The organism is Amycolatopsis sp. CFH S0740 (assembly GCF_004522315.1).
Lineage (GTDB): Bacteria > Actinomycetota > Actinomycetes > Mycobacteriales > Pseudonocardiaceae > Amycolatopsis > Amycolatopsis nivea.
The window spans coordinates 492,841-517,825 of sequence record NZ_SDLS01000002.1 but is presented as its reverse complement, the minus strand read 5'-3'; the positions used below and the strand labels follow the sequence as shown (position 1 = coordinate 517,825).

Here is a 24,985-nt window from a genome sequence, read left to right as displayed (position 1 = left end):
CGACGAAGGTGCGAGCCGGTGACCGCATCTTCCAGAACCTGACCACCGGGGCCGGGATCTTCGTCGTCGCCCTGATCGCCTTGATCGGGATTTTCCTGGTCGTCCAGGCGATTCCGGCGCTGAAGGCGGACAAGGTCAACTTCCTGTTCAACCACGGGTGGTCGACGAACGACCCGGCGAACATGGCGTTCGGCATCGCCGACCTCGCCGAGGTCACCGTGGCGACCTCGCTGGTGGCGCTGATCATCGCGATGCCGATCTCGCTGGGCATCGCGCTGTTCCTCACCCAGTACGCGCCCGCGAAGCTGGCCCGGCCGTTCGCCTACGTCGTGGATCTGCTCGCCGCGGTGCCGTCGATCATTTTCGGCCTGTGGGGCATTCTCGTGTTCGCGCCCGCGATCGAACCGTTTTCCGAGTGGGTCAACAGCACCTTCTCGTGGATTCCGATTTTCGCGCCGGGCAACATCGCGCCGAACGTGCGCGGCACCATTTTCACCGCCGGAATCGTGCTGGCGGTGATGATCCTGCCGATCATCACGTCGCTGACCCGCGAGGTTTTCGAGCGCACGCCGACCGCGCAGGTCGAGGGCGCGCTCGCGCTCGGGGCGACGCGCTGGGAGGTCATCCGAACCACGGTGCTGCCGTTCGGCAAGGCCGGTTTCGTCGGCGCGTCGATGCTCGGTCTCGGCCGCGCGCTCGGTGAAACCATTGCGCTGGCGGTGATTCTGCTGATCCCGCAGGGGCGCAACTTCGACTGGAGCCTCTTCGACGGCGGCGCGACGTTCGCGTCGAAGATCGCCCAGAACTACAGCGAGTTCAACAACCCGACCTCGGCCGGCGCCTACATCGCGGCCGGCCTGGTGCTGTTCGTGCTGACGTTCCTGGTCAACTTCGCCGCCCGCTCGATCGTCGGCAAGAAGGGGGAGTGACCGTGTCGACCACCCTCGAACGACCCGCGACGACACCGGCTTTCCAGCAGGTGAGCGCGGTCCGCAAGGTCAAGAACGGCGTGGCCACCGTGCTGGTGTGGCTGTCGTTCCTGATCGCCGTGATCCCGCTGGTGTGGGTGCTGTACACGGTGATCGCCAACGGGATCAAGCGGATCCCGTACACCAACTGGTGGGGCCAGGACTTCGGTTCGGTGCTCGGCGACGAGGTCGGCGGCGGCGTGCTGCACGCGATCATCGGCACCCTGCTTCAGGGCCTGGTGTGCGCGGTCATCTCGGTGCCGATCGGCCTGCTGGTCGCGATTTACCTCGTCGAGTACGGCCGCGGCAAGCTGGCCAAGGCCACCACGTTCATGGTGGACATCCTCTCCGGTGTTCCGTCCATTGTGGCCGCGCTGTTCATTTACGCGCTGTGGGTCACCACGCTCGGCCTGCCGCGCAGCGGGTTCGCGGTGTCGCTCGCCTTGGTGCTGCTGATGATCCCGGTGGTCGTGCGCTCCGCGGAGGAAATGCTGCGGATCGTGCCGGACGACCTGCGCGAAGCCTCTTACGCGCTGGGCGTTCCGAAGTGGAAGACGATCATGAAGATCGTGCTTCCGACCGCGCTGTCGGGCATTCTCGGCGGCATCATGATGGCGCTCGCCCGCGTGATGGGCGAAACCGCGCCGCTGCTGGTGCTCGTCGGGTACACGTCCTACGTCAACTGGAACATCTTCAGCGGGGAGCAGGCGTCGCTTCCGTTGGTGATGAACAACGAACGCGCCACCAACTCGATGGACCCCGGCAGCGTCGGCTTCGACCGGATCTGGGGAGCCGCGCTGACCCTGGTGCTCATCATCGCCGTGATCAACCTGCTCGCCACGGTCCTTTCCCGCATCGTCGCCCCGAAGAAGAAGTGAGTCATGGCCAAGCGAATCGACGTCAAAGACCTGGACATCTACTACGGCAAGTTCCACGCGGTGGACAGCGTCACGCTGAACGTCCCGCCGCGGAACGTGACCGCGTTCATCGGACCGTCGGGTTGCGGCAAGTCGACCGTGCTGCGCACGCTGAACCGGATGCACGAGGTCATTCCCGGCGCGCGCGTCGACGGCCAGGTGCTGCTGGACGGGGAGGACATCTACGCGTCGGCGGTGGACCCGGTGCAGGTGCGCCGCACCATCGGCATGGTGTTCCAGCGGCCGAACCCGTTCCCCACGATGTCCATTAAGGACAATGTGGTGGCCGGGCTCCGCCTCGGCGGGGTGAAGAGCCGCAAGCAGCTCGACGAGGTCGCCGAGCGCGCGCTGCGCGGCGCGAACCTGTGGAACGAGGTCAAGGACCGGCTGAACAAGCCGGGCGGCGGCCTTTCCGGCGGTCAGCAGCAGCGGCTCTGCATCGCGCGGGCGATCGCGGTGCAGCCGGACGTGCTGCTGATGGACGAGCCCTGCTCGGCGCTGGACCCGATCTCGACGCTCGCGATCGAGGACCTGATTGGCGAGCTGAAGAAGGACTACACGATCGTCATCGTGACGCACAACATGCAGCAGGCGGCGCGGGTTTCGGACCAGACCGCGTTCTTCAACCTGGCCGGCGTCGGCCAGCCCGGCCGGCTGATCGAGCTGAACGACACGGAGAAGATCTTCTCCAACCCGGACGAGAAGGCCACCGAGGACTACATCTCGGGCCGCTTCGGCTGATTCCACTGTGGACGGCCGCCCTGGTTTTCCGGCCAGGGCGGCCGTTTTGTTTTCCGCGCACTAAAAAACCGCCGCCCCGCTGGTACGGCCGGGCGGCGGTTTCGCTGTGGTGTCTCAGATGGTCAGGTCTTCGTCGTCGGTGCCGTAGCCGGGCATCCGGCCGGTGACCACGAAAATCATCCGCTTGGCGACGGACACCGCGTGGTCGGCGTAGCGCTCGTAGAAGCGGCCGAGCAGCGTGACGTCGACCGCGGAGGCGACGCCGTGCGGCCATTCGCGGTCCATCAGCACGGTGAACAGGTGCCGGTGCAGGTCGTCGACCTGGTCGTCCTCGGCCTCGAGGTCCTTGGCCGCGGACACGTCCTTGGTCTTGATGATCGCCTCGACCTGGCGGGCGAGCTTCACCGCGGCCCGGCCCATCTCGGCGAAGTAGGGCTTGACCGCCTCCGGCAGCACCGGATCAGGGTGGCGGCGGCGGGCGGCCTTGGCGACGTGCAGGGCGAGATCTCCCATGCGCTCCAGGCTTTCCGCCGCGTGGATGGCGGCGAGCACGGTGCGCAGATCGGTCGCGACCGGGGCCTGCAGCGCCAGCAGCGCGTACGCCTGCTCCTCGCATTCGGCGCGCGCGTCGTCGACCTTCGCGTCGTCGCTGATCACCTGCTCGGCGAGGCCGAGGTCGACCTCCAGCAGTGCTTTGGTGGCCCGCTCCATGGCGTCGGCAACCTGGACCGACATCGCGGCCAGGTTTTCGGCGAGCTGATCGAGTTCGACATGGTAGGCCTCACGCATGACCACACCCTACGACGTGGACTGTCCGAATACCGCATCGCTGGGTGAACCGCGTATGAACCCCGTCTAACGAATCCGGAGTGCTCAGCCGGTGTTGGCGGTTTTGCCGGAACCGGCGTTCGCGGGCGGCGCGCTGGCCGCGGTTCCGGCGGGCTGGTTGCCCGGCAGCGGAGTGTTGTCGCGCAACGCGTCGAAGAGGCTCTTGGTCTTTTCCTGGACCAGAACTTCGTTGCCGCGCTTGTTCGGCAGGCCGACGGTGGGCACGGTCAGGAAGTTGATGTTGGCTGGATCGAGCCCGCGCATCGATTGCGCGAGCGTCATCATCTGCTGCACGCCGAGGTTGTCACCGAACGTGGCGTGCGCGAACGCGGTGATGAAGCCGGACAGTTTCCCGGGATCCAGCACGACATCCGAAGACATGACTTTCTTCAGCAGTGCCCCAATGAACGCCTGCTGCCGCTTGATCCGGCCGTAGTCGGACGTCGGGTCGCCGACGACGTGCCGGGCACGCACGTAACTCAGCGCCTGGTCGCCGGTAATGGTCACGTCGCCGGTTTCGAGCAGCACCTTGCCGAGCGTGGTGTCGACGATCGGTTTCTCGTTGTGCACGGTCACCCCGTGCACCGCGTCGACCATTTCCTTGAACCCGTTGAAATCGATGCCGACGAAGTGGTTGATCCGCAGCCCGGTGATTTTCTGGATCACCTTCGTCATGCATTGCGGGCCGCCGACCGCGTAGGCAGTATTGAGCTTTGCGATCTTCTGCTCGCGCACGACCTCGTCGGTAGTCTGCGATTTCGCCGGATCCCACCGGTTGCAATCCGGCCGGTCGATTTCCAGGTCTCGCGGGAACGAAACGACCACGACCCGCTTCCGGTCCGCGGGAACGTGCGCCACCATCACCGTGTCCGACCGCGCGCCCGGGATATTGGACGCGTCCCCGACATTTTCTTCAGACGATGCGCCGTCGCGGGAATCGGAGCCGACCATGAGGAAGTTCTCGTCGTTGGCCTGCGCGTCGGCGTTCTGGATGTCTGAGGAGTTTTCGTCCAGCGCGGACACCTGAGCGAATTTGGCGTCAAACCAGGTAACCGCACCCCACGCGACGCCTGTGCCGATGAAGATGAGCGCGACAACCACGATCAACGCAATCCGCCCGATCCGGACGTTGCGCGCGGTATGCCGCTGCTTCTTCTCCTGAAGCCGAGTTTGCTCCGGCTTTTCAGCAGGCTGCTCTTCTTCCTCTTCCTTGTCGAGCAATACCACCCGCTGCAACGCAGTCCGAGTCTGCTCGAACAAAGCCATCGACCGGGTAGTGAGCCGCTCCCGCCGCTCCCGACGCTTCGCTTCTTCAGCGGCAGCGTCATCATGCGCGGCGGAGAACCGAGCGAGACTGTGATCGATCTTGCGACGGTACTGAGTCGCCTCGTCGATCGCCTCCATCTCGTCGGTCATGGTGAGCGGATCCATCTCGGCCCGAACCGCCGCGGCCGGCCGAGCCGGGGTCCGCCGAGGCCGCTTGCCATTCGGCCCCTCGACGGCCTGGCTCAGCTGAGTACGCTCCGGATCAACGGCGGGTTTCGCCGCCGGACTGAGCTGCGTCTGCTCGGCGCCCTCGGCCGCTACGGTGCCGAGCCCGATCCCGTTTACCGGAGTGAACTGCGTCCGATCCGCTGCGAGCGGCTGCTTTCCGTCTACGGCTGGGCTGAGCTGGGTCCGCTCGACCTCCGGACCACCCTGCGGCCGACCATTCTGCACGGGTCGGCGACGGGGACGGCCGCGCTGCGGACGTTCGTTGTCCAGGTCACCGTCGAGGGCGGGGCTGAGTTGGGTTCGTTCGGGGTCTTGGGCTTTGTTTCGGACGCCCTCTTGCTGAGGACCTTGTGCTCCTGCGCCGCGACCGTCGCGGGCCGGGTTGAGCTGGGTTCGTTCCGGGCCTTGGGCTGTGCTGCGGCCACCGTCCAGCGCGGGGTTGAGTTGAGTTCGTTCCAGACCCTGTGCTGCGTTCCGGCCGCCCTCTAGCGCTGCGACGCGGCCGCCGTCCAGCGCGGGGCTGAGCTGAGTCCGCTCAAGGCCCTGCGCTGCGTTCCGACCACCATCCGGCACCGGGCCGAGCTGAGTCCGCTCAGCCCCCTGAGCCGCGCTCCGGCCACCATCCGGCGCAGGCCCGCGCCGCGGACGTTCCGGCCGACGCGAACGTCCGGAACCGGCGTCGTCACCGTCCAGCGCAGGGCTGAGCTGGGTCTGCTCAAGCCCCTGAGCCGCAACCAACCCCGGCCCGTCGGGCGCGCCACCTCGCCCACGCCGCGGAGCCTGTCCGTTGCGCCCAGGCTCAGCCTGCTTGCCCCGCACCCGATCCGGCTCAAGCGCCGGACTTAGCTGCGTCCGCTCAAGTTCGTCCTCGGGTTCCGCCCCGCCAGGCACTCCGTCGAGGTCGGGTCGCCGCCCAGCCGGTCCAGGACCCGCCACCCGTCGACGAGGCGTGTTCGGCCCCGGCACGCGGTGCCCACCGGAATCCTGCCCAGTCGCGCGCGGCCCGTCAGGCTCGATCGGCAGCGCCGCCTCAGGCCCAGCCATCGGCAGTCCGGCGGCTTCAGGCCCAGCCGCCCGTCGCCTCGGCGGACCAGGCCTTCGCGGCCCGCCCGATTCCGGCCCAGGCACCCGATGCCCGCCAGAGTCCTGCCCCGGCGCTCGCTGCCCGTCGGGTTCGATCGGAAGCGCCGCCGAATCAGTTATCCGCCGCCCTTGCTCGACGGACCTCCGCTGCGCTGCAGGCCCAGCGGAATCAGGCCCGTCCAATTCCAGCCCAGGCGAGTCCGGCCCGCGCAGCCCGTCCGCTTCAGCCCGCCCAGGAGCGCTCTCCGCACCGTGCGGACGCCGAGGCCCAGGCGGCTCCGGCGAAACCGGAACGCCGCCCCCTTGCCGAGGCCGAGGCGGAAGCCCGTCCGCCCGCCGACGCCGCGGCCGCGCCTCCAGTTCCGGAGAGACACCCTCGGCACTCCCAGGCTGCCCGCCTACCGGCCCCTGCCCAAACTCGACCGCACGACGCACCCGCGGTTCGCCCGCCCAACCGTGCGATTCCACCGCCGAAGCTTCAGGCCCACCAGCCCCCATCGCCGGAGACCCGCCGGGCCCCCCGCGACGGCCAGCTACGTCCTCGGCCTCCTGGCCACCGCGACGACCAGTCCGAGAATCACCAAGCTCAGAATCCGGCGCGGCATGCCGGGTCTCCCCGCGACCGTCGACTGGCCGAGCCCGCCGACCACCCGGTGCCGGGTAGCCGCTTTCGCCTAGCCCTTCCCCCGACTCGACCTGCTCCCGCCGCCTGCCAGAACCATCCGGGTCGCCGACGCCGTCCGGCACCGCTCCGCCAAAAAGCGCCCGCCCACCCACTCGCGCAGGCCCGGCACCGCTATCGACGTCCGAACCGCCCCGACGTCCGCCAGAAAGGCCAGCGTCGCCACTGCGCCGGCCGCCACTTCCGTTCGGGATCCCCAGCGCGGATACGTCATCTGCCGGTCCGCTAACTCCGGAGCGCTCGGGACCGTCAGCTACCTCTCGGCTGTGCCGATTGCCGACACCGCCGAGACCGTTGACCCGCCCATTTCCGCCAGCCGATCCGGCATCGTCTTCTGCCGCCCCGCCACGACGGCTGCCGCGCCCGTTCGCGCGCCTGCCGACCGAATCGACGTCGTTCCCGACAGGCTCGCCGTGTCTGCTGCCGACTTCGCTGGCGTGTTCGTTCGCCCATCCGCCAGTTGATGGGATGTCGCCGTCCGCAGGTCCTGCTCCGTTGGCGTGCCCGTTCGCCCGCCCGCCAGTTGATGGGATGTCGCCGTCCGCAGGTCCTGCTCCGTTGGCGTGCCCGTTCGCCCGCCCGCCAGTTGATGGGATGTCGCCGTCCGCAGGTCCTGCTCCGTTGGCGTGCCCGTTCCTCCGCCCGCCAGTTGATGGGATGTCGCCGTCCGCCGGTTCGCCGTGCCGACTGCCTGCTCCGTTGGCGTGCCCGTTCCTCCGCCCGCCAGTTGATGGGATGTCGCCGTCCGCCGGTTCGCCGTGCCGACTGCCTGCTCCGTTGGCGTGCCCGTTCCTCCGCCCGCCAGTTGATGCGACGTCGCCATCCGCCGGTTCGCTATGCCGATTGCCGACCCCGTTGACCCATCCACCAGCTGATGCGACGTCGTCGGCAGGCTCACCGTGCCGCCCACCGATTCCGTTGACGTGCCCGTTCGCGCGTCCGTCAACTGGCGCGTCGTCCGCGGGCTCGCTGTGCCGCTTGGCCCGTCTGCCGATCGAGCCGGTTTCTCCGCCGGCCGCCTCACCGTGGCGGTTGCCGCCCCCGTTGACATGCCCGTTCGCTAGTCCACCGGCTGACCCAGCGTCGCCTTCCGCAGGTTCGCCGTGCCGCCCGCCAACCCCGTTGACCTGCCCATTCGCGAGGCTGCCCAGATCCGAGCCGTCTCCCGGCCCAGCATGCCTGCTGCCAACCCCGTTGGCGTGCCCATTCGCCCGCCGTCGACCCGGCTCGGCGGGCAAACCAGCGCGGCCGTTCGTCCCCGGAAAACCGGCGTCCGGCTCCGCTCGCCGGCGTCCTGGCTCCGGGCGCTCGGCGTCCGCGCGGCGACGGCCGGGTTCTGCGCGGCGGGTGCCCGGTTCCGCGAGCCGGCTTACTGGCTCCGCATGCCGTGTTCCGGGGTCCTCGGTGAAGGCGGGTCGTTCGCCGGTGTGCCGCGCGACCACGTCGGACACGCTGATGCCGCCGTGAGTGTCCATGGAACGGCGACGTCCGCCGCGAGGGCGAGCCGTGGTGTCGGAATGGCGACCGGTGCCGGGGGTGTTGCGCTCGTCGGGCACTCGGTCTCCTCTCGCACGTCAGGCGCCAGGCTGGGGCGGCTTACCTTTGAACACCCGGCGGCTTCGCCGGGTCTCCCAGGACTCGTCGTACCGGGGGAGCTTTTCGTTATCGTACGGATACCCGCCGTTCGTGACGACACCCTCCCGCGAATTTCTTCACCATGCGTCGCCCTAAGGCGCACTGAAGCGGACGAACAGGTGAAGATCGGGTTCAGTGAATGGAGTAATCGCAGACGTGCGTTACTCAGAGTGCGTAATTACCTGCGCGGTCTCGCGGTCGTGGAAAGCGACCTTGTTGCGTCCTGCCCGCTTCGCGGCGTAAAGGAGATTGTCGGCTCGGTGGAGCTGACGCGGCCCGGATTCGGTGCCGTGTGCGAGGCCGACGCTGATCGTAACCCGCAGGCCTGGCCGGAGTTCTGACCAGGGGTGACGGGCGACCCGACGGCGTGCGGCGTCGGCGACCCGGACGGCGCCCCGGTGATCGATTCCCGGCAGGACAAGAGCGAATTCCTCGCCGCCGTACCGTGCGCAGAACGCATCGGCGGGCAGTCCCTCTTGCAGGAGATCGGCGACCCGGCAGAGGACGCGGTCGCCGAGAAGGTGACCGTACGTATCGTTCACGGACTTGAACCGGTCGAGGTCGACCAGTGCGACGGCCACCGCCGCGGGCAGTTCAGGCAGTCGCTGGTCGAGGTACCGGCGGTTGTAGCTCGAGGTGAGCGGATCGCGCAGGCTGCCCGCCCGCGCGATGTCGAGCGCGGAGCGCAGGTGCCGGTAGGCCCGCCGCCAGTCGCCGCGCGTCGCGAACAGGTCCGCGATGGACTCGTGCAACGTGAGCAAGTCGGGCGCGGTCTCCCCCGTTCCGAGCTCGTCGTCCGCCGACACTCTGACCTCCGCCACTCCATCGTTTTCGTCGTAAAGGAGCGGTGGCTTGAGTCATCGGTACGTTCGAAGGTGAATTTCGCTCAAGTGGACGACGGACTTCCGCTGATGTCACGCAGCGCAGTTCTTCGCTCAGAGCGCGGAGAAGGGCTTTTTGTCCTTGAGCTGCGCGAATTGATCACGTGCCCAGTAACTCGCGTCAGTCGTCGGATCCGTGATCCACTGTGTGTAATCGGCCCAGGAAATCCATCGCCAACCGCCCACTTCTTCCGGATTCGGCCGCGGATCGACGTCCGTCCAGGCGGCGAACACCGGACAGAACTCGTTCTCCACGATCCCCTGGAAGGGCGGCGTGCGGTAGCGGTACGTGGGCAGCACGCACTCGAGGTCGTCGAGTTCGGGGAGTCCGAGCTCGTACGAAGCCCGCCGACGTACGGCGCTCTCCAGCGCTTCGGCGGGAGCCGGATGACCGCACACGCTGTTGGTCCACACGCCAGGCCACACCTTCTTGTGCAGCGCTCGCTGGGTGATCAGCAGGGCGTTGTCCGAACGGCGCAGGACGTAGCAGGAGAACGCGAGGTGCAGCCGCGTCTCCGCGTGGTGACTGGCGAGCTTCGGCCCGGTCTCCCCGGTCGGCACGCCGTCCTCGGTCACGAAGACGACGCGTTCGGTTTCGGCTTCAGTGCTGGTGTCCACTCCGGATACTGAACACCACGCACGAACCGGCCGATACCGCGAGCCGGGTGGCCGTTTCGCCCGATTCGAGTGTCAGGCCTTCACGGACCGCTCGAATCTCCCGCCCATCGGACACCCAACCGAACGGCGACGCAGGCGAAACCCGGTGTCACCGGCTGCCGAGATGCTCGACGATCAGCGAGGTCAATGCCTCCGGCGCTTCCTCCGCTACCCAGTGCGACACCTCCTCCAGCATCTCGAACCGGTACGGCCCGGTGCACCAATTCGCCGTGTCGAGCGCGGCGGTGGAACCGAAGGCGACGTCCTCTGTGGACCACACGTACATCGCCGGCACCGAGACCTTGCCGATCTTCCCGCCCGGACGGCCTGCTCGATACCAGTTCAGCGCCGCGGTGAGCGCGCCTGGCTCGGACAGCCGCTGCACGTACTCGTCGATCTTGCTCGGCGGGATGCGCCGGTCGAAGATGTCGCGCAGCGCCTTGGCGTTGTCGGCCAGCATGCGGCGCTCGGTCGCGGGCGTCTGGCGCCATTCCGTCATGTAGGCCGACCGCAGGTGCTGATCCTCGTCCGTCCGCATCGCCTCGGCGAGCGCGCCCGGGTGTGGCGTGGACACCACGGTGACGCTGCGCAGGCGCTCTGGGTGCTCGTCGGCCGTCCACCAAGCGACCGCGCCGCCCCAGTCGTGGCCGACCAGGTCGAACTTGCTCCAGCCGAGCGTGTCGGCCATGGCGACGACATCGGACACCAGCGTCGTGATGCCGTATTCCTCCGGGCGTTCGGGCCGCACGTCCGGCGAATATCCGCGCTGATCCGGCGCGATCGCGCGGTAGCCGAGCACGCCGAGTGTCGCCACCTGGTGCTCCCACTCCACGGCGGCCTGGGGAAAGCCGTGCAGCAGCAGTACCGGGCGGCCGTCTTCAGGGCCGGCGGCGATGGCGTCGAAGGATCCCGCGTCGGTCGGGATGGTCAGCTGGTCGATCACGAGACGCACTCTACGGACCGGCACCGACAGTTTTGGCCGGTCTCGCGCCAGCTCTGTGATGTGAGCTACACGGGAACAAATAAGTTGAGTCGAACGTTGGCAACTTTGCAAGGCTTGGTCAGCGCCCCAGCAGCTGGCCGCAGTTGTCCGAAAGGGGATTCGACAATGCTGATCCGTACCGACCCGTTCGCCCAGTTCGACCGTCTGACCCAGCAGTTCTTCGGCGGTCAGGGCACCGCGCCGCGCTCCGTCCCGATGGACGCCTACCGCGTCGGCGACGAGTACGTCATCGAGTTCGACCTCCCGGGGATCGCCCGCGATTCCATCGACGTGAGCGTCGAGCGCAACGTGCTCACCGTCCGCGCCGAGCGCGCGCCCGTCGCGGTCGAGGACGCGCAGGTCCAGGTGTCCGAGCGGCCGCGCGGCAAGTTCTCGCGCCAGCTGTTCCTCGGCGACACGCTCGACACCACGCGCATCGCCGCGGACTATGTCGACGGCGTGCTGACGCTGCGCATTCCGGTCGCCGAGAAGGCTCAGCCGCGCAAGATCACTGTCGGCGGTGCGCCGCAGGAGATCGACGCCTGAGTCGGCTGTACCCAAGTTGTCCCCAGGTTGTCCACAGTGGGTTGTGGATAACCTGGGGACACTTGCTATCTATGCAGGTCAGCGGTGGGTTTTCGGCTCGGCTGGCTGCCGTTTGCGTGCACGAAGTACTCCGCGCCGAGCGCGCACACCCGTGGTTGAGCCCCAAGCGCTCGTCGGGTAGATGTCGGCAAAGCTCAGCGTCGTTCTGGCCAGGCTGTGATCAGCCGCCGGAGTGCATGTCTTCGGCCTCGGGGACGCAATCGTCGTCCGGGTCGTCGAGCCAGCCGTGCGGGAGCGTCACCTTGCCCGGCGAGCCCTGCCGCCCGCGCGGTCCGGTCGCGGCGCTCGGGAACGGGGCGTCGTGGTCCAGCTGCGCGATCAGGTCGTCGAGCTGGTTCAGGCTCGTCACCATCGCGAAGCCGCGGCGGAGTTCGGAGCCGACCGGGAAGCCCATCAGGTACCAGGCCATGTGCTTGCGGATGTCGCGCATGGCCTTGTCCGGACCGTCGTGCTCGATCAGCAGCTCCGTGTGCCGCCGCAGGACGCGCGCGACTTCGCCGAGGTTCGGTCCCTCCGGAATCTCGCGACCTTGGAAGGCGGCTTCCAGCTCGCCGAACAGCCACGGCCGGCCGAGGCAGCCGCGTCCGACGACCACCCCGTCGCAGCCGGTCTCGGCGACCATGCGGAGTGCGTCGTCCGCGCTGAAGATGTCGCCGTTGCCCAGCACCGGGATGCTGGTGACCGCCTCTTTCAGCGCCGCGATCTTCGACCAGTCGGCCTGACCGGAGTAGCGCTGCGCGGCCGTGCGCGCGTGCAAGCTGACAGCAGCCGCACCCTCGGCTTCGGCGATGCGCCCGGCGTCGAGGAAGGTCTGGTGGTCATCGTCGATGCCGACGCGGAACTTCACGGTGAACGGAACACCGCCCTCAGCCGCCGCCTTCGCAGACTCGCGCACGATGTCCGCGAACAGCCGCCGCTTGAACGGCAACGCCGCGCCGCCGCCCTTCCGCGTCACCTTCGCGACGGGACAGCCGAAGTTCGAATCCACGTGGTCCGCGAGCCCCTCGCCGACGATGATCCGAACCGCTTCGGCCATCGTCTTCGGGTCGACCCCGTACAGCTGCATGGACCTCGGTTTTTCGTTCTCGCCGAAGGTCATCATGTGCATCGTGCCGGGATGCCGCTCGACGACCGCGCGGGCGGTGATCATCTCGCACACGTAGATGCCAGCGCCGTACTCCTGGCAGAGCTGCCGGAACGCCACGTTGGTGATGCCCGCCATCGGAGCGAGCACGACGGGAGGATCGACCTGGTAGGGGCCGATCTTCAACGTAGGCGCGCTCAACGTGGCAGTCACTCTTCCATTGTCGCCCGTGACGTACGGCACACGCATCCGGGCAGGTCGGTGGCCGCGAGACCATCTCGTGTCCAGCCTTTGAGTAGTGCTACGGATCCGATCATCGTGCCGTTTCGCCCAGGCTGTCCGGTATGACCACGGAAGCTGCAACGCTCCACCGCCTGGCCGGCGAACTGGACGACCTCGGCCGCCGCCTGACCCACGTAGGCGCGGAACTCCGGGCGGTGCGCCCCCAGCCCGAGCCGGCCACCGACCAGCCCGACGAGGCGCCCGCTCTGGACGCGCCCGCGGACTCCCAGCCGACGACGGGCCAACCGGGCGGCCACGCCGAGTCGGCAGCGCGGACCGGGGAGGCGTCAACGGCGGACTACCCGCCTGGCGGTACTCAGCCCGTCAGCTTCGACTCTCCGGCCATGCCAGCCGTCGGCTCCGACCACGCGGCCGCAGCAGCCGTCGGCTCTGACCAGGCGGCCGCGCCGGGCCATGCCGACAAGGCAGTCTCTTCCGCCGCACCGGACCAGACCGCCACTGCGCCGGATCAGGCTGCCGCCGCGCCGGACCAGACTGCCGCGCCGGACCAGGCCGCCACACCGGGCGTGCCGTCCGCGTCAGGTCGCCCTGCCGAGTCGAGCCCGTTTGCCGAACCTGGCAATGCTGCCGTGTCGGGACACCCCGCCGGACCTGGCCAACCTCCTGCGCCTGGCCACAGCTATCCCGCTGCCCCTGGCCACTCGCCCGCCCCGGGCTACCAAGCTGCGCAGGGCCCGTACGCGTACCCGGCCTACTCGGCCGCACACGGGGTGCCGTACTACCCGCGCCCGGGCTACTACCCGTACAACCCTTACGCAGCCCCGTATTCCGCCCAGCCGATGTCCGGCGCGACCCACCCGTCGCCGCCGCGCCCCGGGACCGGGCAACCCGCCGCTGGCGATGCCGGAGCCGAACAGTTCGCCGCCCAACCGGGCCACGGACAGCCCACCGCCGACCAGTCCGCCCAAGGACACCCGCAGGCAACCGCCCAACAGCCGCCGTATGGCCAGCTGCCATACGGACAGCCGCCCTACATCCCGCCTCCGACGCTTCGTGAGCGACTCGGCCGCGAAGGCGCGGGTTCGCGCCTTCTGGCGTGGGTTGGCGGTGCCGTGACGTTGCTCGGGGTCGTTCTGCTGCTGATCTTGGCCATCCAGCGCGGCTGGCTCGCTCCGTTGCCGCGAGTGGCGGTCGGCGCTGCGTTCGGTGGGATCCTGGTCGGCGCGGGTGCTTGGCTGCACCGCAAGCCGGCGGCGCGCACGGGAGCATTCGCCCTTGTCGCCACTGGGATCGCGACGCTCTACCTCGACACTGTCGCTGCCACCTCCTTGTACGATTTCCTGCCGGTTCCCGCCGGACTCGCGGTCGGCTTGGCGATCGCGGTGGGCGGACTTGTGCTTGCGGTCAAATGGGATTCCTCTCTCCTGGCGATTGCCGTGGTGGGAGGATGCGGAGTGTGTGCGCCCCTGATCACCCGGGGCTTCACCGATGAACTCGTGACGTTCCTTCTTATGATCCAGATCGCGACCGTCCCTGTCCAGCTTCGACGGTCATGGTGGCCCCTTTCGTTTACTGCGGCCATTCCTCCCTTGACAACGGCGTTGATCGGTACCGGACTGCGCACGTTGCCGGTGTGGGCAGTTATCGCCGCTGGCGTGGTCAGCGCGGCGGCAGCACTGGTTTCGTTGCGGCGCAATGACAATGAGCCTTACTCGCTGTCCGTCCTGGCTGTTTCCCCGCTGCCGATCCTGGTCGCCGCGCTGATGCTGCACCGGCCGGAATCTGTGCTTCTCGCGGGCGGAACGGCGGTCGTGCTCATCGCGACCTGGATCATCGTTCGAGGGAATTCCGGTACTGTCGCAGGGATCGCTGGTCTTGTCGCCGCGATGCAGGCGACCGTCACGCAGTTCGATGGCGGAGCTGTCCTGCTTGGCGAGGCAGTTGCGCTCGCGTTCGCGGCGAAGTTCACTCGAAACCGTTTCGCGCTAGGCGGTTCTCTCGTCTTCGCGGTGATCGGCGGACTGTTCACGCTCGGGTCGGACGTGACACCGGCGCTGCTGATCCTCCCGAATTGGCATCCGCGAGATCTTCTCCTGACCGCGCTGGTCTCGGCTGTCCTTCTGCTCGCTGCCGCGATTGCGTTGCCGTGGGCGGCAATTCAGCTCAACGTGGTGAAGTCGGCCAGTCTCGCGCCTTGGCTGCCTGCCGGATTGTGCGCGCTCTACGGCGCTGCTGGGCTGGTGCTCACCGCGTCCATGCTCGTAGCCCCTGGTCGTGGTGGATTCCTGGTTGGCCACACGCTCGTCACGGTTTCCTGGACGGTGGTGGCGTTCGTCCTTCTCCTGCGCGGGATCAAGGTGGTCGCGTTGCGGATCACCGGACTGGTGCTGGTGGCCGCTGCCGTCGCGAAGCTCGTGTTGTTCGACCTTGCCACTCTGGACGGGTTGGCTCGCGTGGGCGCGTTCCTCGGTGCCGGTGTGATCCTGCTTGTGGCGGGTGCCCGGTACGCGCGGGTTGTCGCGTCGCGCTGAACTTGCGAGAAGTCCCCCGATCCGGGGAAACGAGATTGACTTCGGATCGGGGTTTTCCTTGTGCGGCAACAAAACTGAGCCGTGTCGGGAAGCGGCTTGAGACGGCTCGCGAAGGTCGGCGGGGCAGAACTGTCGGTGGCTCGTGGTTACCTGGGAAACCTACCGAGGAGGTATCCGACCATGACCTACACCCACGACCCGAAACTCATTGAACGCGCGGGCGAATCCGTCGCCTGGCTCACCACGGTGACTCCCAGCGGACGCCCCGCGCCGCGGCCGGTTTGGTTCGTGCTCGACGGCGAGGACATCGTGGTCTTCAGTCGGCCGGGCACGGCCAAACTCCGGCATCTCGCCGCCAATCCGGAGGTGAGTTTTCACCTGAACAGCGACGAACACGGCGGGAGCATCATCGTCGTCAACGGACGTGCGCAGGTCGACGAGGCCAAGGCCTCCGAAGCACCTGGCTACCTGGCGAAGTACCAGCGGCATTACGCCGGCATCGGGTTCGCCGATCCAGCTGCCTTCGACGCCGACTACTCCGTGCGGATCCGGATCGTTCCGGAGAAGTCCTGGGGGTTCTGAGGGCAGCTCCTGTTTTAGAAGCCGACGTCGAGGCAGGCCAGCCGTCCACCCGCGGTGCCGGCGTGCCCGGGGTTGGTGTGGGTGTGGGTTTCGTGGATCACCACGGACTTCGCCCGTCGTCCGTCGAATGTCCAGTCCACAACGGAGGTTGCATGACCGATGCCTGAGCGGTTGGTGGTGAAGTCGAGCCAGATCTCGTTGCGCGGGTTGGCGTAGGCCGGATCCACCGAAGGCTTCACCGGGTCCGGCACGTGCTGGAAGTGTCCGCCCGCGGCGTCACCGGTGGCGCCGCAGGAGTTGACGTGCGCGTGTGCACCGTATTCGTGCTGCGGCAGGAGGCCGCTGATCACCAGCACGGTGGTGGTGCCGACGCGGCCGGCGGACAGGGCGGAGACGTGCGCCTTGGCACCGACGGGCACGAGATCCGGACGGTAGGTGACGGCATGGCTGCCCGGTACGTACGCCGCGAATGTGCCGTGGGCAGCAGTGAAGTGCAGAGGAGAGTCCGTCGCTGGAGTGGCTGCGGCGGAGGTGGCCGAGAGGCTCGTGACGGAGAGACCAGCGGCGAAGGCCGCGGAAAGGAGTTTAGGGAGGAAACGCATGAAACTTCTCTAACCAGTCGGCGCGTGCCGTGCCATGTTCTCCACTCGAACATGTGGAGGTTGCCCGGATCTCGGGACGGCTTTCCTCGGGCGTGAGGTGCGTGGGGTTGCCGGGTGGGACAGCGTCGGGATCAGCCGGATTCAGACTCTGTCCGGACCGGGTGAGTGCAGGTCAGGCGTGGGCCAGGCCGGGTGCGGAGTGCTGTCTGGATGCACCGCGGTGAGGTCAAGCCTGGTGCTGATGCTCGTCGCGGTGAGGCTCTGAGGCGCGCTGGTGCGGTTCGAGGCACGCTCCGCGTACGAGAGCGGCTAGCGAGCCGGTGGAGTTGGGAGGTCGTTGCGGTGGACGTGAAGGTCGTCCGGCTGGCGTGGTGAGTTTTCGGGCCTTGATGCGGTGGGTACTTGGCAGCGTGGCAGCGTCGGACTTGCCCGGCGGTGCTTTGGCGAGCACCGGTGGAGCCTGACATGCCTGACGACCCGAACAGCGCCATGGGGTTTGACGGCCGTCGTGCGGACGACCACGAGTCGGCGGGTGCCAGCGGACCGGCCGAGGTCAGTGAGCCGTCGGAGAGCGGTCGACCGGCGGACGCCAGCGGGCAGGCTGGCAGCGGCGGGTCAACTGGCGGCGGATCAGGCGACGGCGGACCGACCGGCGGCGGATCGGACGGCGGCGGACCCACCGGCGGCGGGCTGGCGGGCAGCGGCGGACCGGTGCAATCCAGCGGGCGCGCTCAGGCTGGTGAATCGGCGCAGGTCGCCGGATCGCCGCAGCCCAGTGAGTCGGCGCAGGCCACCGGTCAGGCGGAGGCTCCCCGGCTGGGACAACCCGGCGGGTCGCCGCGACCCAGCGGACCGGCCGAGGTTTCCGGACTGCCGCAATCCGGCGGGGCACCGCGACCCAGTCGACCGGCCGAGGCTTCCGGACTGCCGCAACCCGGTGAGTCGGCGCAACCCGGCGGACTGGCGAAGGCGACCGGTCCGGCGCAGGCCACCGGGCCAGCGGACGTCGACGGATCGGCGGACGTCGGCGACGACGTCGAGCACACCGGCGAGACGCGGAACCAGATGTTGCAGCGCAACGTCGGCGAGCTGCTGCAGGAGCTGCGGGTCGCGCAGGCGGGCGTGCAGATCCTGTTCGGGTTCCTGCTGTCGGTGGTCTTCACGGGCCGGTTTCACGACGCCAGCGGGTTCGAGAAGACGCTGCACCTGCTCGCGGTGTTGCTGACCGTCGCAGCGACGGCGTTGCTGATCGCGCCTGCGGCGTGGCACCGGATGCTGTTCCGGACTGGGCGGCGGGAGCAGATCCTGCGGGTCGGCAACCGGGTCGTGCTTGTTGGGTTCGGGTGTCTTGCCGCGGCGATCACGGTGACTGTCGCGCTGATCGCGAAGGTCTCTTTCGGACCGGTTGCGATGGGGCTCGTCGGCGGGATGGCGATCTTGCTGTTCGGGCTGCTCTGGTTTGCGGTGCCGGGCATGCTGGTCGGCGACCAAAGGCGACGCGACGGTCACTGAGCGGAACCAGCGCAGCCTTCCGTTTGTCCTGCGCAGGACAGAAACGCCGGGGACATGGAGCTGTTCATCGAGCCGTCGGCAATTGTTGCCGTAGCGGTCGGGACCGGCCCGTAGCTTCCTGCTCGTGACTGACTCTTCACGGCGGAACTTCCTGCGCGGTGCCGGAATTCTCGGCGCTGGTGCGGCGGTGTCCGCGCTTCCTGGCCTGAACGGGATCGCCGCGGCTGATCCCAGTGTCGCTCGGCGGCCGGACGGTGACAGCCCGCGGTTCACGATCGCGGTCATGCCGGACACCCAGTACCTGTTTGACGAGGACCGGGGCGACTCGACGCCGGTGGACGCCTCGTTGTCGTACCTGCTGCGCCACGGGCACGACGACAACGTTGTCTTCCTCGCGCACCTCGGCGATCTCACGCAGAACGGGCAGGCCCGGGAGTTCGCTGGCATCAGCCGGTCGTTCCAGGTGCTCGACCGGTTCCGGTTTCCGTACAGCACTCTCGCGGGCAACCACGACATCGACGGCTCCACCGACGACCAGCGCGGGCGGACGCCCTACCTCGACGCGTTCGGGCCGCAGCGGCAGCGGAATTCGCCGACGTTCCGCGGCTCCTCAAAGGACGGCTACAACACCTACCACGTGTTCCGGGCCGCCGGCCGGGAATGGCTGGTGCTTGCTATGGACTGGCGTCCGTCATCGGGCGGGTTCGCGTGGGCTAAGCAGGTTCTCGCGCAGCACCCGAAGATGCCCGCGATCCTGACGATCCACGAGCTGGTCAACTCCGACGAGCAGGGCAAGGCGTTCCTGTCGGACTTCGGCAAGCAGGTCTGGGACGAGTTCGTCAACGAAAGCGACCAGATCTTCCTGACCCTCAACGGTCACTACTGGCCGCCGAGCCGGCTGGTGAAGCGCAACGCCGCCGGCCACGACGTGCATCTGCACCTCACGAACTACCAGGACCGCTACTACGGCGGCAGCGGCATGATCCGGCTGTATCAGTTCGACGTCGCCCGCGGCGTGATCGACGTCCGCACCTTCTCGCCGTGGCTCGACGGACGGCGCGACCTCACCGAACTCGAGCGTATCGAGGCCGAACGCAGCACCGACGTCGACTACTTCAGCATCGATATCGACTTCGACAAGCGGTTCGCCGGTTTCGCGCCCGTTCCGGTGCCGCCGGCCCGTCCGGTGAAACCGCAGCTCGTGCCGGGGACCGTCGCGTACTGGCGGTTCGAGGGCGGCCGCGCGGGGGCTCCGGTTCCGGACAACGCGCTGATCAAGGACCTCACCGGCCGCGGCAACGATCTGCGCAGGGCTACCGTGCCGGGCAGCGGGCCTGACGCGTTGACTTACTCGGCGGATTTCTCGCCCCGCCAGCCGTCGCGGGCGAGCCTTCGCTTCGACGGCGCGCGCAACCCTGGCCGCGGCGCGTACCTCCAGACCGTCGACAGCGCGCCGATGAACAGCCTGACCTTTCAGCGCGGCTACACCGTCGAAGCGTTCATCCGGCTGCCCGAAGATTTCCGCGACGGCACCCACGGCTGGTGCGGCATCTTCGCGCGCCTCGGCAACGGCGGCGCGGCCGGGAAGTCCGGCGACGACCCCAACGAATCGGCCGCGACGTTCAGCGTCTCGGACGGTGCAGAACTGCAGTGGGCGGTGTTCCCGTTGAACCAGAACGGGATTTCGACCAACTGGGGCCACGAGCTGCCGTTGGCGAAGTGGTGGCACGTCGCGGTCGTCAACGACGGACGGCGCAGCACACTCTACGTCGACGGCTGCCCGCTGCTGCGCAACCCCAAGACTCCGGCGATCGGCCTCGCGAACCCGGGCGGCAGCTGGCTGGTCGGCGCGTCGTCGTACCGGGGCAAGGTGGAGCGCAGCTTCTACGGCGAGATCGGCGAGGCCCGCGTGGTCGACCGGGCGCTGGCGCCGCGGGAATTTCTGCTGGGCTGATAAGCGGTGCCGATTGGCTGCTCGGCAATTGCGGAGGGTGCTGGCCGGGGACTGGATCCGCGACCGGCTTGCCGGCGGTGTGACGATCGGGAATCTCTGACGCGTTATTCCGATTGCGCGGTGGGCACATTCTGCCAGTGCGGCCGTTCGGGGGTATTGGCGAAACTGACGGCTTCCGCCAGTCGGTCTAATCGGGGGACGGGGTAATAGTCATTTTGAAGTAGTATCGGAACGGTCGGAATTCGTTCAGGGTGGGTGCTGGATCCGGGAATTTCGCCGAGGGCGGTGCTGTGCCGGTGAGCGGGACGAGGCATGCCGCGGGCGAGCGTTCCCTTGCCGGGGACTGGGGCAGGGAACGGCGGTGTGCGGGGCAGCGGCAGCGCTGGACCGTTGCCTGGGCTGGGGCTCCTGGACCAGCGGCGATGCTGGGTCGGAGTTCCGTTGCCTGGTTGGCCCGGATGCCGGTGACTTGTGCCGGGTTCGGCGTGGATGCTGATCGGTGGCTCGGAACTCGTTGCCAGGTGCTGGTGGCGTGGTTGGAGTTCGTTGCCGGGATCAGCACGGGTGCTGGAACCGGTGGTCGAGCCGGACCGTTGTCGGGACCGGCTGCGTTGCCGGAACTGGTCAGGCCCGCTTCGCCCGTTGGGCAGCGTCGTTGCTGGAACGGGGAAGCCCGTGCTGGCCAGCGCCGTTGCTGGGCCAGCAGTGGAACCGTGCCGGACTGGCGTTTCGGCCGTAGCCGGGTGCCAGGGCGGATGGTTCGGGTGGAGCTCGTTGCCGGGACTGACGTTCGTGCCGGGATTCCGAAACCGGGGCCAGCGCTGATGCTGGCACCGGGACTCCGGTGTCCAACGCCTGGATGTTCCGCCTTGGTCAGTTTCGGAATCGGCCAAGCGAGGCCGGGACACGCGCCGCGAACGGGGAGCGTGCCGCGGAACCGAGGTGGCCCAGTCCAAGGAGCAGCCGGTCCAGTCCAGGGGCCAGCCTGAACCGGTCCGACGGGGGCGACCGCGCTGGCCCAAGGGCTCCAAGGAGCCCAAGGGCATCGCCCGAGCAACCCGATCCGGATACGCCAACCCGCGAGTCAAGGTCAAAAGCCCAGCTCAAGGGCCCAGTCGGCGTCTGGCCCAGTCGCCGCCGCGCCGGAGGCGTGAGCGGCACCTCAGACCGAGAACCCCACCGAGAACTCAGCCTGAGCACGCCAGCCCATGAACCTAGCCAGCACCCAGCCGCGAAACCCGACCGCGGACCCAGCCGCGAAACCCAGCCCAGCACCCAGCCGCGAAACCGTGGATCAGGCGGTGAGCCGTCCCCACGAATAGTCCTGTTTCGCGAGCTTCAGGTACACGAACAGCTCCGTCGAGACGACGCCCGCGATGGGCCGTACCTCGTCGCCGAGTACGGACAGGAGGTGGTCGTCGTCGCGGCAGAGCAGTTCTGCCAGCAGGTCGAAGCGGCCTGAGCAGAGGGCCACCTGGTGTACGTCGGCGACCTTGGCCAGCTGCTGGGCCACTTCGCGGGCGTCTCCGTCCACCGTGATGCCGACCATCGCCCTTCGGGTCAGGTCGACGTGTTCTGGTGAGGTCACGGCGACTATCTGCACCATTTCCTCTCGCAGCAGCCGTTGTACTCGCTGCCGCACCGCGCCCTCCGAAAGACCCACCGCCTTGGCCAGTGCGGTGAAGGACGCCCTGCCGTCTTCCTGTAACAGCGTGATGAGCGTCCGGTCGGTCCCGTCTAGCGCTCTCGGAGCACGCGGTTCCTCGATTTTCGTACGGTTTTCGTCACCCATGCCGTCCCTCCCTGTGTTTCGGCATGTGATTCGTCAGACGCGCAGCGTATCGGCAGGAGCCGGAGAGCAGGAGACCCTTTCCCGTTTTCTTCTCCAGATGGCGGACATGCGGGCCCCGTTCTGGCTCCGGCAAACAGCGGGTACGGTCGCGAACCGCCGATCTTGAGGAGGAATATTCCAATGACCGAAGCCGTCGCCGCGCCTGTGGTGCCGGCCAAGGGGCTCCGTTCGAACGCGCTGGGCATGGTGTCCTCGACGGTGATCGGGATGTCTTCGACCGCCCCGGCCTACTCGATCGCCGCGACGCTCGGGTTCATCGTGCTCGCCGGAACGGGGTTCAAAGCCGCCGCGTTCGTGCTCCTGTCGTTCGTGCCGGTGCTGTTCGTCGCTTTCGCCTTCCGGGAACTGAATGCGGCCGAACCCGACTGCGGCACCAACTTCACCTGGGCCACCCGGGCGTTCGGCAGCCGCGTGGGCTGGATGACCGGCTGGGTCGTCCTGGTGGAGCAGTTGCTGGTGATGTCCAGTCAATCCGCGCTGACCGGCCGGTACACGCTGCTGCTGTTTGGTCTAGACGACCTCGCGAACAACCGCGCGGTGACGACCGCTATCGGATGTGCGTGGCTGCTCGCGCTCTGCTGGCTCTGCTACCGCGGCATCGAGGTGTCCGCGCGGGCGCAGTGGATCCTCCTCGGCATCGAACTCGCCGTCCTGGTGATCTTTTCCGTCGTAGCGCTCGCGCGCGTCTACAGCGGCACTGCGGGCCCGCAAGCGACCACGCCGCGGTGGGACTGGCTGTGGCCGAGCGGAGTGAGCGTCGGGACGGCGGTGTCGGCGGTGCTGCTCGCGGTCTTCATCTACTGGGGCTGGGAGAGTTCGCTTTCGGTGAACGAGGAATCGGCTGATCCGCGGCACGCGCCGGGCCGGGCGGCGATCCTGTCGACCGTGCTGCTGGTGCTCAACTACCTGCTGGTGACCGTCGCTGCGCTGGCTTTCGCGGGCGTCGGCGAGCACGGGATCGGGCTGGCCAACGAGGCGAACGCCGAGGACGTGCTCGCCGGGCTGGGCGGTGCGGTGTTCGGGACGTCCGGGTTCGGCAAGGTCATGGGGGTGCTGCTGATCGTGTCGGTGCTGACCAGCGGCGCGGCCACGAGCCAGGCGACGATCATGCCCGCCGCGCGCACCACGCTGTCGATGGCCAGCCACGGCGCGCTGCCCAAGGTGTTCGGCCGCGTGCATCCGAAGTACCAGACGCCGTCGGTGACCACCTGGGCGTTCGGGCTGGTGTCGCTCGCCTTATACGTGCTGCTGGCGTTGTGGAGCCGGAACGTGCTCGCGGATTCGGTCGACGCGGTCGGGCTCACGATCGCGATCGAGTTCACTGTGACGGCGCTCGCGTGCGTGTGGGTGTTTCGCCGGACGCTGTGGTCGAGCGTGCGCAATTTCCTGCTTCGCGGCTTACTGCCCTTCGTCGGCGGCGTGTTCTTCCTGGCGGTACTGGTGCTCGCGGCGATCGCGTACGCGAAGCCTGACGCCGGAGAGACCACTGTGTTCGGCATCGGCGGCGTCGCGGTGATCGGTGTCGTGGCGATCCTCGTGGGCTTTCCGTTGATGTTCGCCGTGCAACGCGCCTGCCGTGACTTCTTCGCCGGTCGACGTCTGACGCGCGGCGCCGTTGCCCGCGGCGGTCAGACCATCGAAAGCTAGCAGCGGCGAAGCAGGTCTTCTTCGGTTTCGCGGCGTACGAGGAGCGTTGCGTGCCCGTCGCGGACGCCGACGAGCGGTGGGCGGCCGACGAGGTTGTAGTTCGATGCCAGCGAGTGGTGGTACGCGCCGGTGCACGGCACGGCCAGCAGATCGCCGACATGGATGTCGTCGGGTAGACAGACGTCCGCCAGCACGTCGCCGGACTCGCAGTGTCGTCCGACCACTGTCATCGGCGTACGCGCGGCCTTCGTGCGACGGCCGACGAGACGCGCGGTGTAGCGCGCGCCGTACAGCGCAGGGCGCGGGTTGTCGCTCATGCCGCCGTCGACAGCGACGAAGGTGCGCGCGCCGCGCTTCACGGCGCACACGCGGTAGACGGTGATTCCGGCGGGTCCGACGATCGCGCGGCCGGGCTCGATTGTCAGGCGTGGCAAGGGGAAGTCGTGTGATGAGCATTCGTAGCTCAGTGCGACGCGGAGGCGGCGTGCGTACCCGTCGAGGTCGAAGGACGCTTCGCGGTCGGCGTACGGCACCGCGTGGCCACCGCCGAGATCCAAGTCGCGCAACGTGATTCCGTACTGGTCGCGGATGCGGACGAGCACTTCGACCATCCGTCGCGCGGCTTCCTCGTAACGGTCTACACGGGACACTTGCGAGCCGATGTGGCAGTGCAGTCCGGTCAGTTGCAGGCTTCGCTGCGAAAGCACTGCTGCGACAGCGCGGTCGACGTTGTCGCGTACGTCGGGGCGTAGCGAGAAGCCGAACTTCTGTCCTTCTGTGCCGGTCGTGATCGCGGCGTGCGTGTCGCCGCTGACGCCGGGCGTGACGCGGATAAGGACGCGTTGTGCGCCATGCGCGAGCGCGCCGAGCTGTTCGACTTCGTCGAGAGAGTCGAGGATGATTCGACCGACGCCGTACTGCAGCGCGGCTTTGAAGTCTTCCGGGGTCTTCGCGTTGCCGTGCAACAGAATGCGCTCCGCGGGAAAACCGACAGCGCGCGCGACGGCGATCTCTCCAGCGGAGCACGTGTCGAGCGACAGTCCTTCTTCAGCGACCCAACGCAACACTGCTCGCGTACAGAGCGCCTTGCTCGCGAAGGCGACGTCGGCCTCCGGCAGCGCACGGCGGTATGCGCGGGCCGTTTCGCGCACCTGTTCCTCGTCGAGGAGGTAGGCGGGCGTACCGAAGCGCGCGGCCAGGTGGCTGACGGGCGCGCCGGCGAAGAGCAGTTCACCGCCTTCGCCGAGCTTCGTGCCTTGCGGCCAGAGTCCCGGTTCCAGATGGTCGGCGGCCTCGCAGCCGAGACTCGGGAGCAGCTCGCTGAGCGTCACGGTTACCTCCGGTCGATGTCGATCGCGGCGAACATCGCCAGCACACTGCGCCGAGCCCGGACCGGAACGTCCCGGAAACGGGCCCCTGACGGTCCGGACGGCCGTGCTGACGGGTTCTTAACGCACGAGTAACTTCCGCCACACCCCGGTTGAGCTGGGCTTTGCTGAGTTAT

At 68.1% G+C, this 24,985-nt stretch carries 18 protein-coding genes; 9 read left to right on the top strand and 9 right to left on the bottom strand.

All coding sequences use genetic code 11. The features are described 5' to 3' along the window. Positions 1–8 precede the first annotated feature (8 nt). From pstC to pstB, 3 genes are read left to right on the top strand one after another with little or no spacing between them, the layout of a single operon-like run. Positions 9–929, top strand: a complete 921-nt coding sequence (pstC, locus tag EIZ45_RS05750; RefSeq protein ID WP_037808608.1) for a phosphate ABC transporter permease subunit PstC — start codon at positions 9–11, stop codon at positions 927–929. Between the two features lie 2 nt (positions 930–931). After that, the gene (gene pstA / locus EIZ45_RS05745) at positions 932–1,846 is read left to right on the top strand and encodes a phosphate ABC transporter permease PstA (protein ID WP_037808607.1); all 915 of its coding nucleotides are present in this window, start codon (positions 932–934) and stop codon (positions 1,844–1,846) included. A gap of 3 nt (positions 1,847–1,849) precedes the next feature. Further along, positions 1,850–2,626: a phosphate ABC transporter ATP-binding protein PstB gene (gene pstB, locus EIZ45_RS05740; RefSeq protein WP_009084706.1), complete on the top strand. Its 777-nt coding sequence runs from the start codon at positions 1,850–1,852 to the stop codon at positions 2,624–2,626. A gap of 114 nt (positions 2,627–2,740) precedes the next feature. On the opposite strand, the gene phoU is transcribed toward pstB, so the two are convergent. The 5 genes from phoU to EIZ45_RS05715 all read right to left on the bottom strand — a co-directional run bounded on the left by phoU (position 2,741) and on the right by EIZ45_RS05715 (position 10,829). Continuing rightward, a complete protein-coding gene (phoU, locus tag EIZ45_RS05735) occupies positions 2,741–3,415 on the bottom strand; it encodes a phosphate signaling complex protein PhoU (protein ID WP_037808604.1) in 675 nt (224 codons plus the stop codon). An 84-nt stretch (positions 3,416–3,499) separates the two neighbouring features. Then, on the bottom strand, positions 3,500–5,839 hold the full coding sequence (locus tag EIZ45_RS46710; protein WP_240692027.1) for an LCP family protein: 2,340 nt from the start codon (positions 5,837–5,839) through the stop codon (positions 3,500–3,502). Positions 5,840–8,509: 2,670 nt separating this feature from the next. Beyond that, entirely contained in the window at positions 8,510–9,169 is a 660-nt protein-coding gene (locus EIZ45_RS05725; RefSeq protein WP_051172550.1) for a GGDEF domain-containing protein, read from the bottom strand. 114 nt (positions 9,170–9,283) lie between these two features. Continuing rightward, positions 9,284–9,847 carry an isopentenyl-diphosphate Delta-isomerase gene (idi, locus tag EIZ45_RS05720; protein ID WP_037808596.1) on the bottom strand — a complete coding sequence of 188 codons (564 nt, stop codon included), beginning with the start codon at positions 9,845–9,847 and terminating at the stop codon, positions 9,284–9,286. Between the two features lie 148 nt (positions 9,848–9,995). Further along, the gene (locus EIZ45_RS05715) at positions 9,996–10,829 is read right to left on the bottom strand and encodes an alpha/beta fold hydrolase (protein WP_134662108.1); all 834 of its coding nucleotides are present in this window, start codon (positions 10,827–10,829) and stop codon (positions 9,996–9,998) included. Between the two features lie 165 nt (positions 10,830–10,994). Between EIZ45_RS05715 and EIZ45_RS05710 the strand changes: the two genes are divergently transcribed. After that, positions 10,995–11,414: an Hsp20/alpha crystallin family protein gene (locus tag EIZ45_RS05710; RefSeq protein WP_037808594.1), complete on the top strand. Its 420-nt coding sequence runs from the start codon at positions 10,995–10,997 to the stop codon at positions 11,412–11,414. 220 nt (positions 11,415–11,634) lie between these two features. On the opposite strand, the gene dusB is transcribed toward EIZ45_RS05710, so the two are convergent. After that, the gene (gene dusB / locus EIZ45_RS05705) at positions 11,635–12,807 is read right to left on the bottom strand and encodes a tRNA dihydrouridine synthase DusB (protein ID WP_134662107.1); all 1,173 of its coding nucleotides are present in this window, start codon (positions 12,805–12,807) and stop codon (positions 11,635–11,637) included. A gap of 95 nt (positions 12,808–12,902) precedes the next feature. Here dusB and EIZ45_RS05700 point away from each other — a divergent pair, with 95 nt between their 5' ends. Further along, positions 12,903–15,332 carry a DUF2339 domain-containing protein gene (locus EIZ45_RS05700; RefSeq protein WP_240690560.1) on the top strand — a complete coding sequence of 810 codons (2,430 nt, stop codon included), beginning with the start codon at positions 12,903–12,905 and terminating at the stop codon, positions 15,330–15,332. Between the two features lie 180 nt (positions 15,333–15,512). Further along, complete coding sequence (locus EIZ45_RS05695; protein WP_037808590.1) at positions 15,513–15,914, top strand: TIGR03667 family PPOX class F420-dependent oxidoreductase; 402 nt, start codon at positions 15,513–15,515, stop codon at positions 15,912–15,914. A 14-nt stretch (positions 15,915–15,928) separates the two neighbouring features. On the opposite strand, the gene EIZ45_RS05690 is transcribed toward EIZ45_RS05695, so the two are convergent. Then, positions 15,929–16,516, bottom strand: a complete 588-nt coding sequence (locus EIZ45_RS05690; RefSeq protein ID WP_037808587.1) for a superoxide dismutase — start codon at positions 16,514–16,516, stop codon at positions 15,929–15,931. Between the two features lie 960 nt (positions 16,517–17,476). Here EIZ45_RS05690 and EIZ45_RS05685 point away from each other — a divergent pair. Both EIZ45_RS05685 and EIZ45_RS05680 read left to right on the top strand, forming a co-directional pair. Continuing rightward, entirely contained in the window at positions 17,477–18,028 is a 552-nt protein-coding gene (locus tag EIZ45_RS05685; RefSeq protein ID WP_304571887.1) for a DUF6328 family protein, read from the top strand. A gap of 124 nt (positions 18,029–18,152) precedes the next feature. Further along, entirely contained in the window at positions 18,153–19,982 is a 1,830-nt protein-coding gene (locus tag EIZ45_RS05680; RefSeq protein WP_134662106.1) for a LamG-like jellyroll fold domain-containing protein, read from the top strand. A 1,294-nt stretch (positions 19,983–21,276) separates the two neighbouring features. Here EIZ45_RS05680 and EIZ45_RS05675 read toward each other — a convergent pair. After that, positions 21,277–21,774 (bottom strand): Lrp/AsnC family transcriptional regulator, encoded by a 498-nt coding sequence (locus EIZ45_RS05675; protein ID WP_009084674.1) that lies wholly within the window; start codon positions 21,772–21,774, stop codon positions 21,277–21,279. Positions 21,775–21,954: 180 nt separating this feature from the next. Here EIZ45_RS05675 and EIZ45_RS05670 point away from each other — a divergent pair, with 180 nt between their 5' ends. Then, on the top strand, positions 21,955–23,481 hold the full coding sequence (locus EIZ45_RS05670) for an APC family permease (RefSeq protein ID WP_134662105.1): 1,527 nt from the start codon (positions 21,955–21,957) through the stop codon (positions 23,479–23,481). Here the strand turns inward: EIZ45_RS05670 and lysA are convergent. Further along, positions 23,478–24,812 (bottom strand): diaminopimelate decarboxylase, encoded by a 1,335-nt coding sequence (gene lysA, locus EIZ45_RS05665; protein ID WP_134662104.1) that lies wholly within the window; start codon positions 24,810–24,812, stop codon positions 23,478–23,480. The two genes, EIZ45_RS05670 and lysA, sit on opposite strands and share 4 nt — an antisense overlap. Positions 24,813–24,985 lie beyond the last annotated feature (173 nt).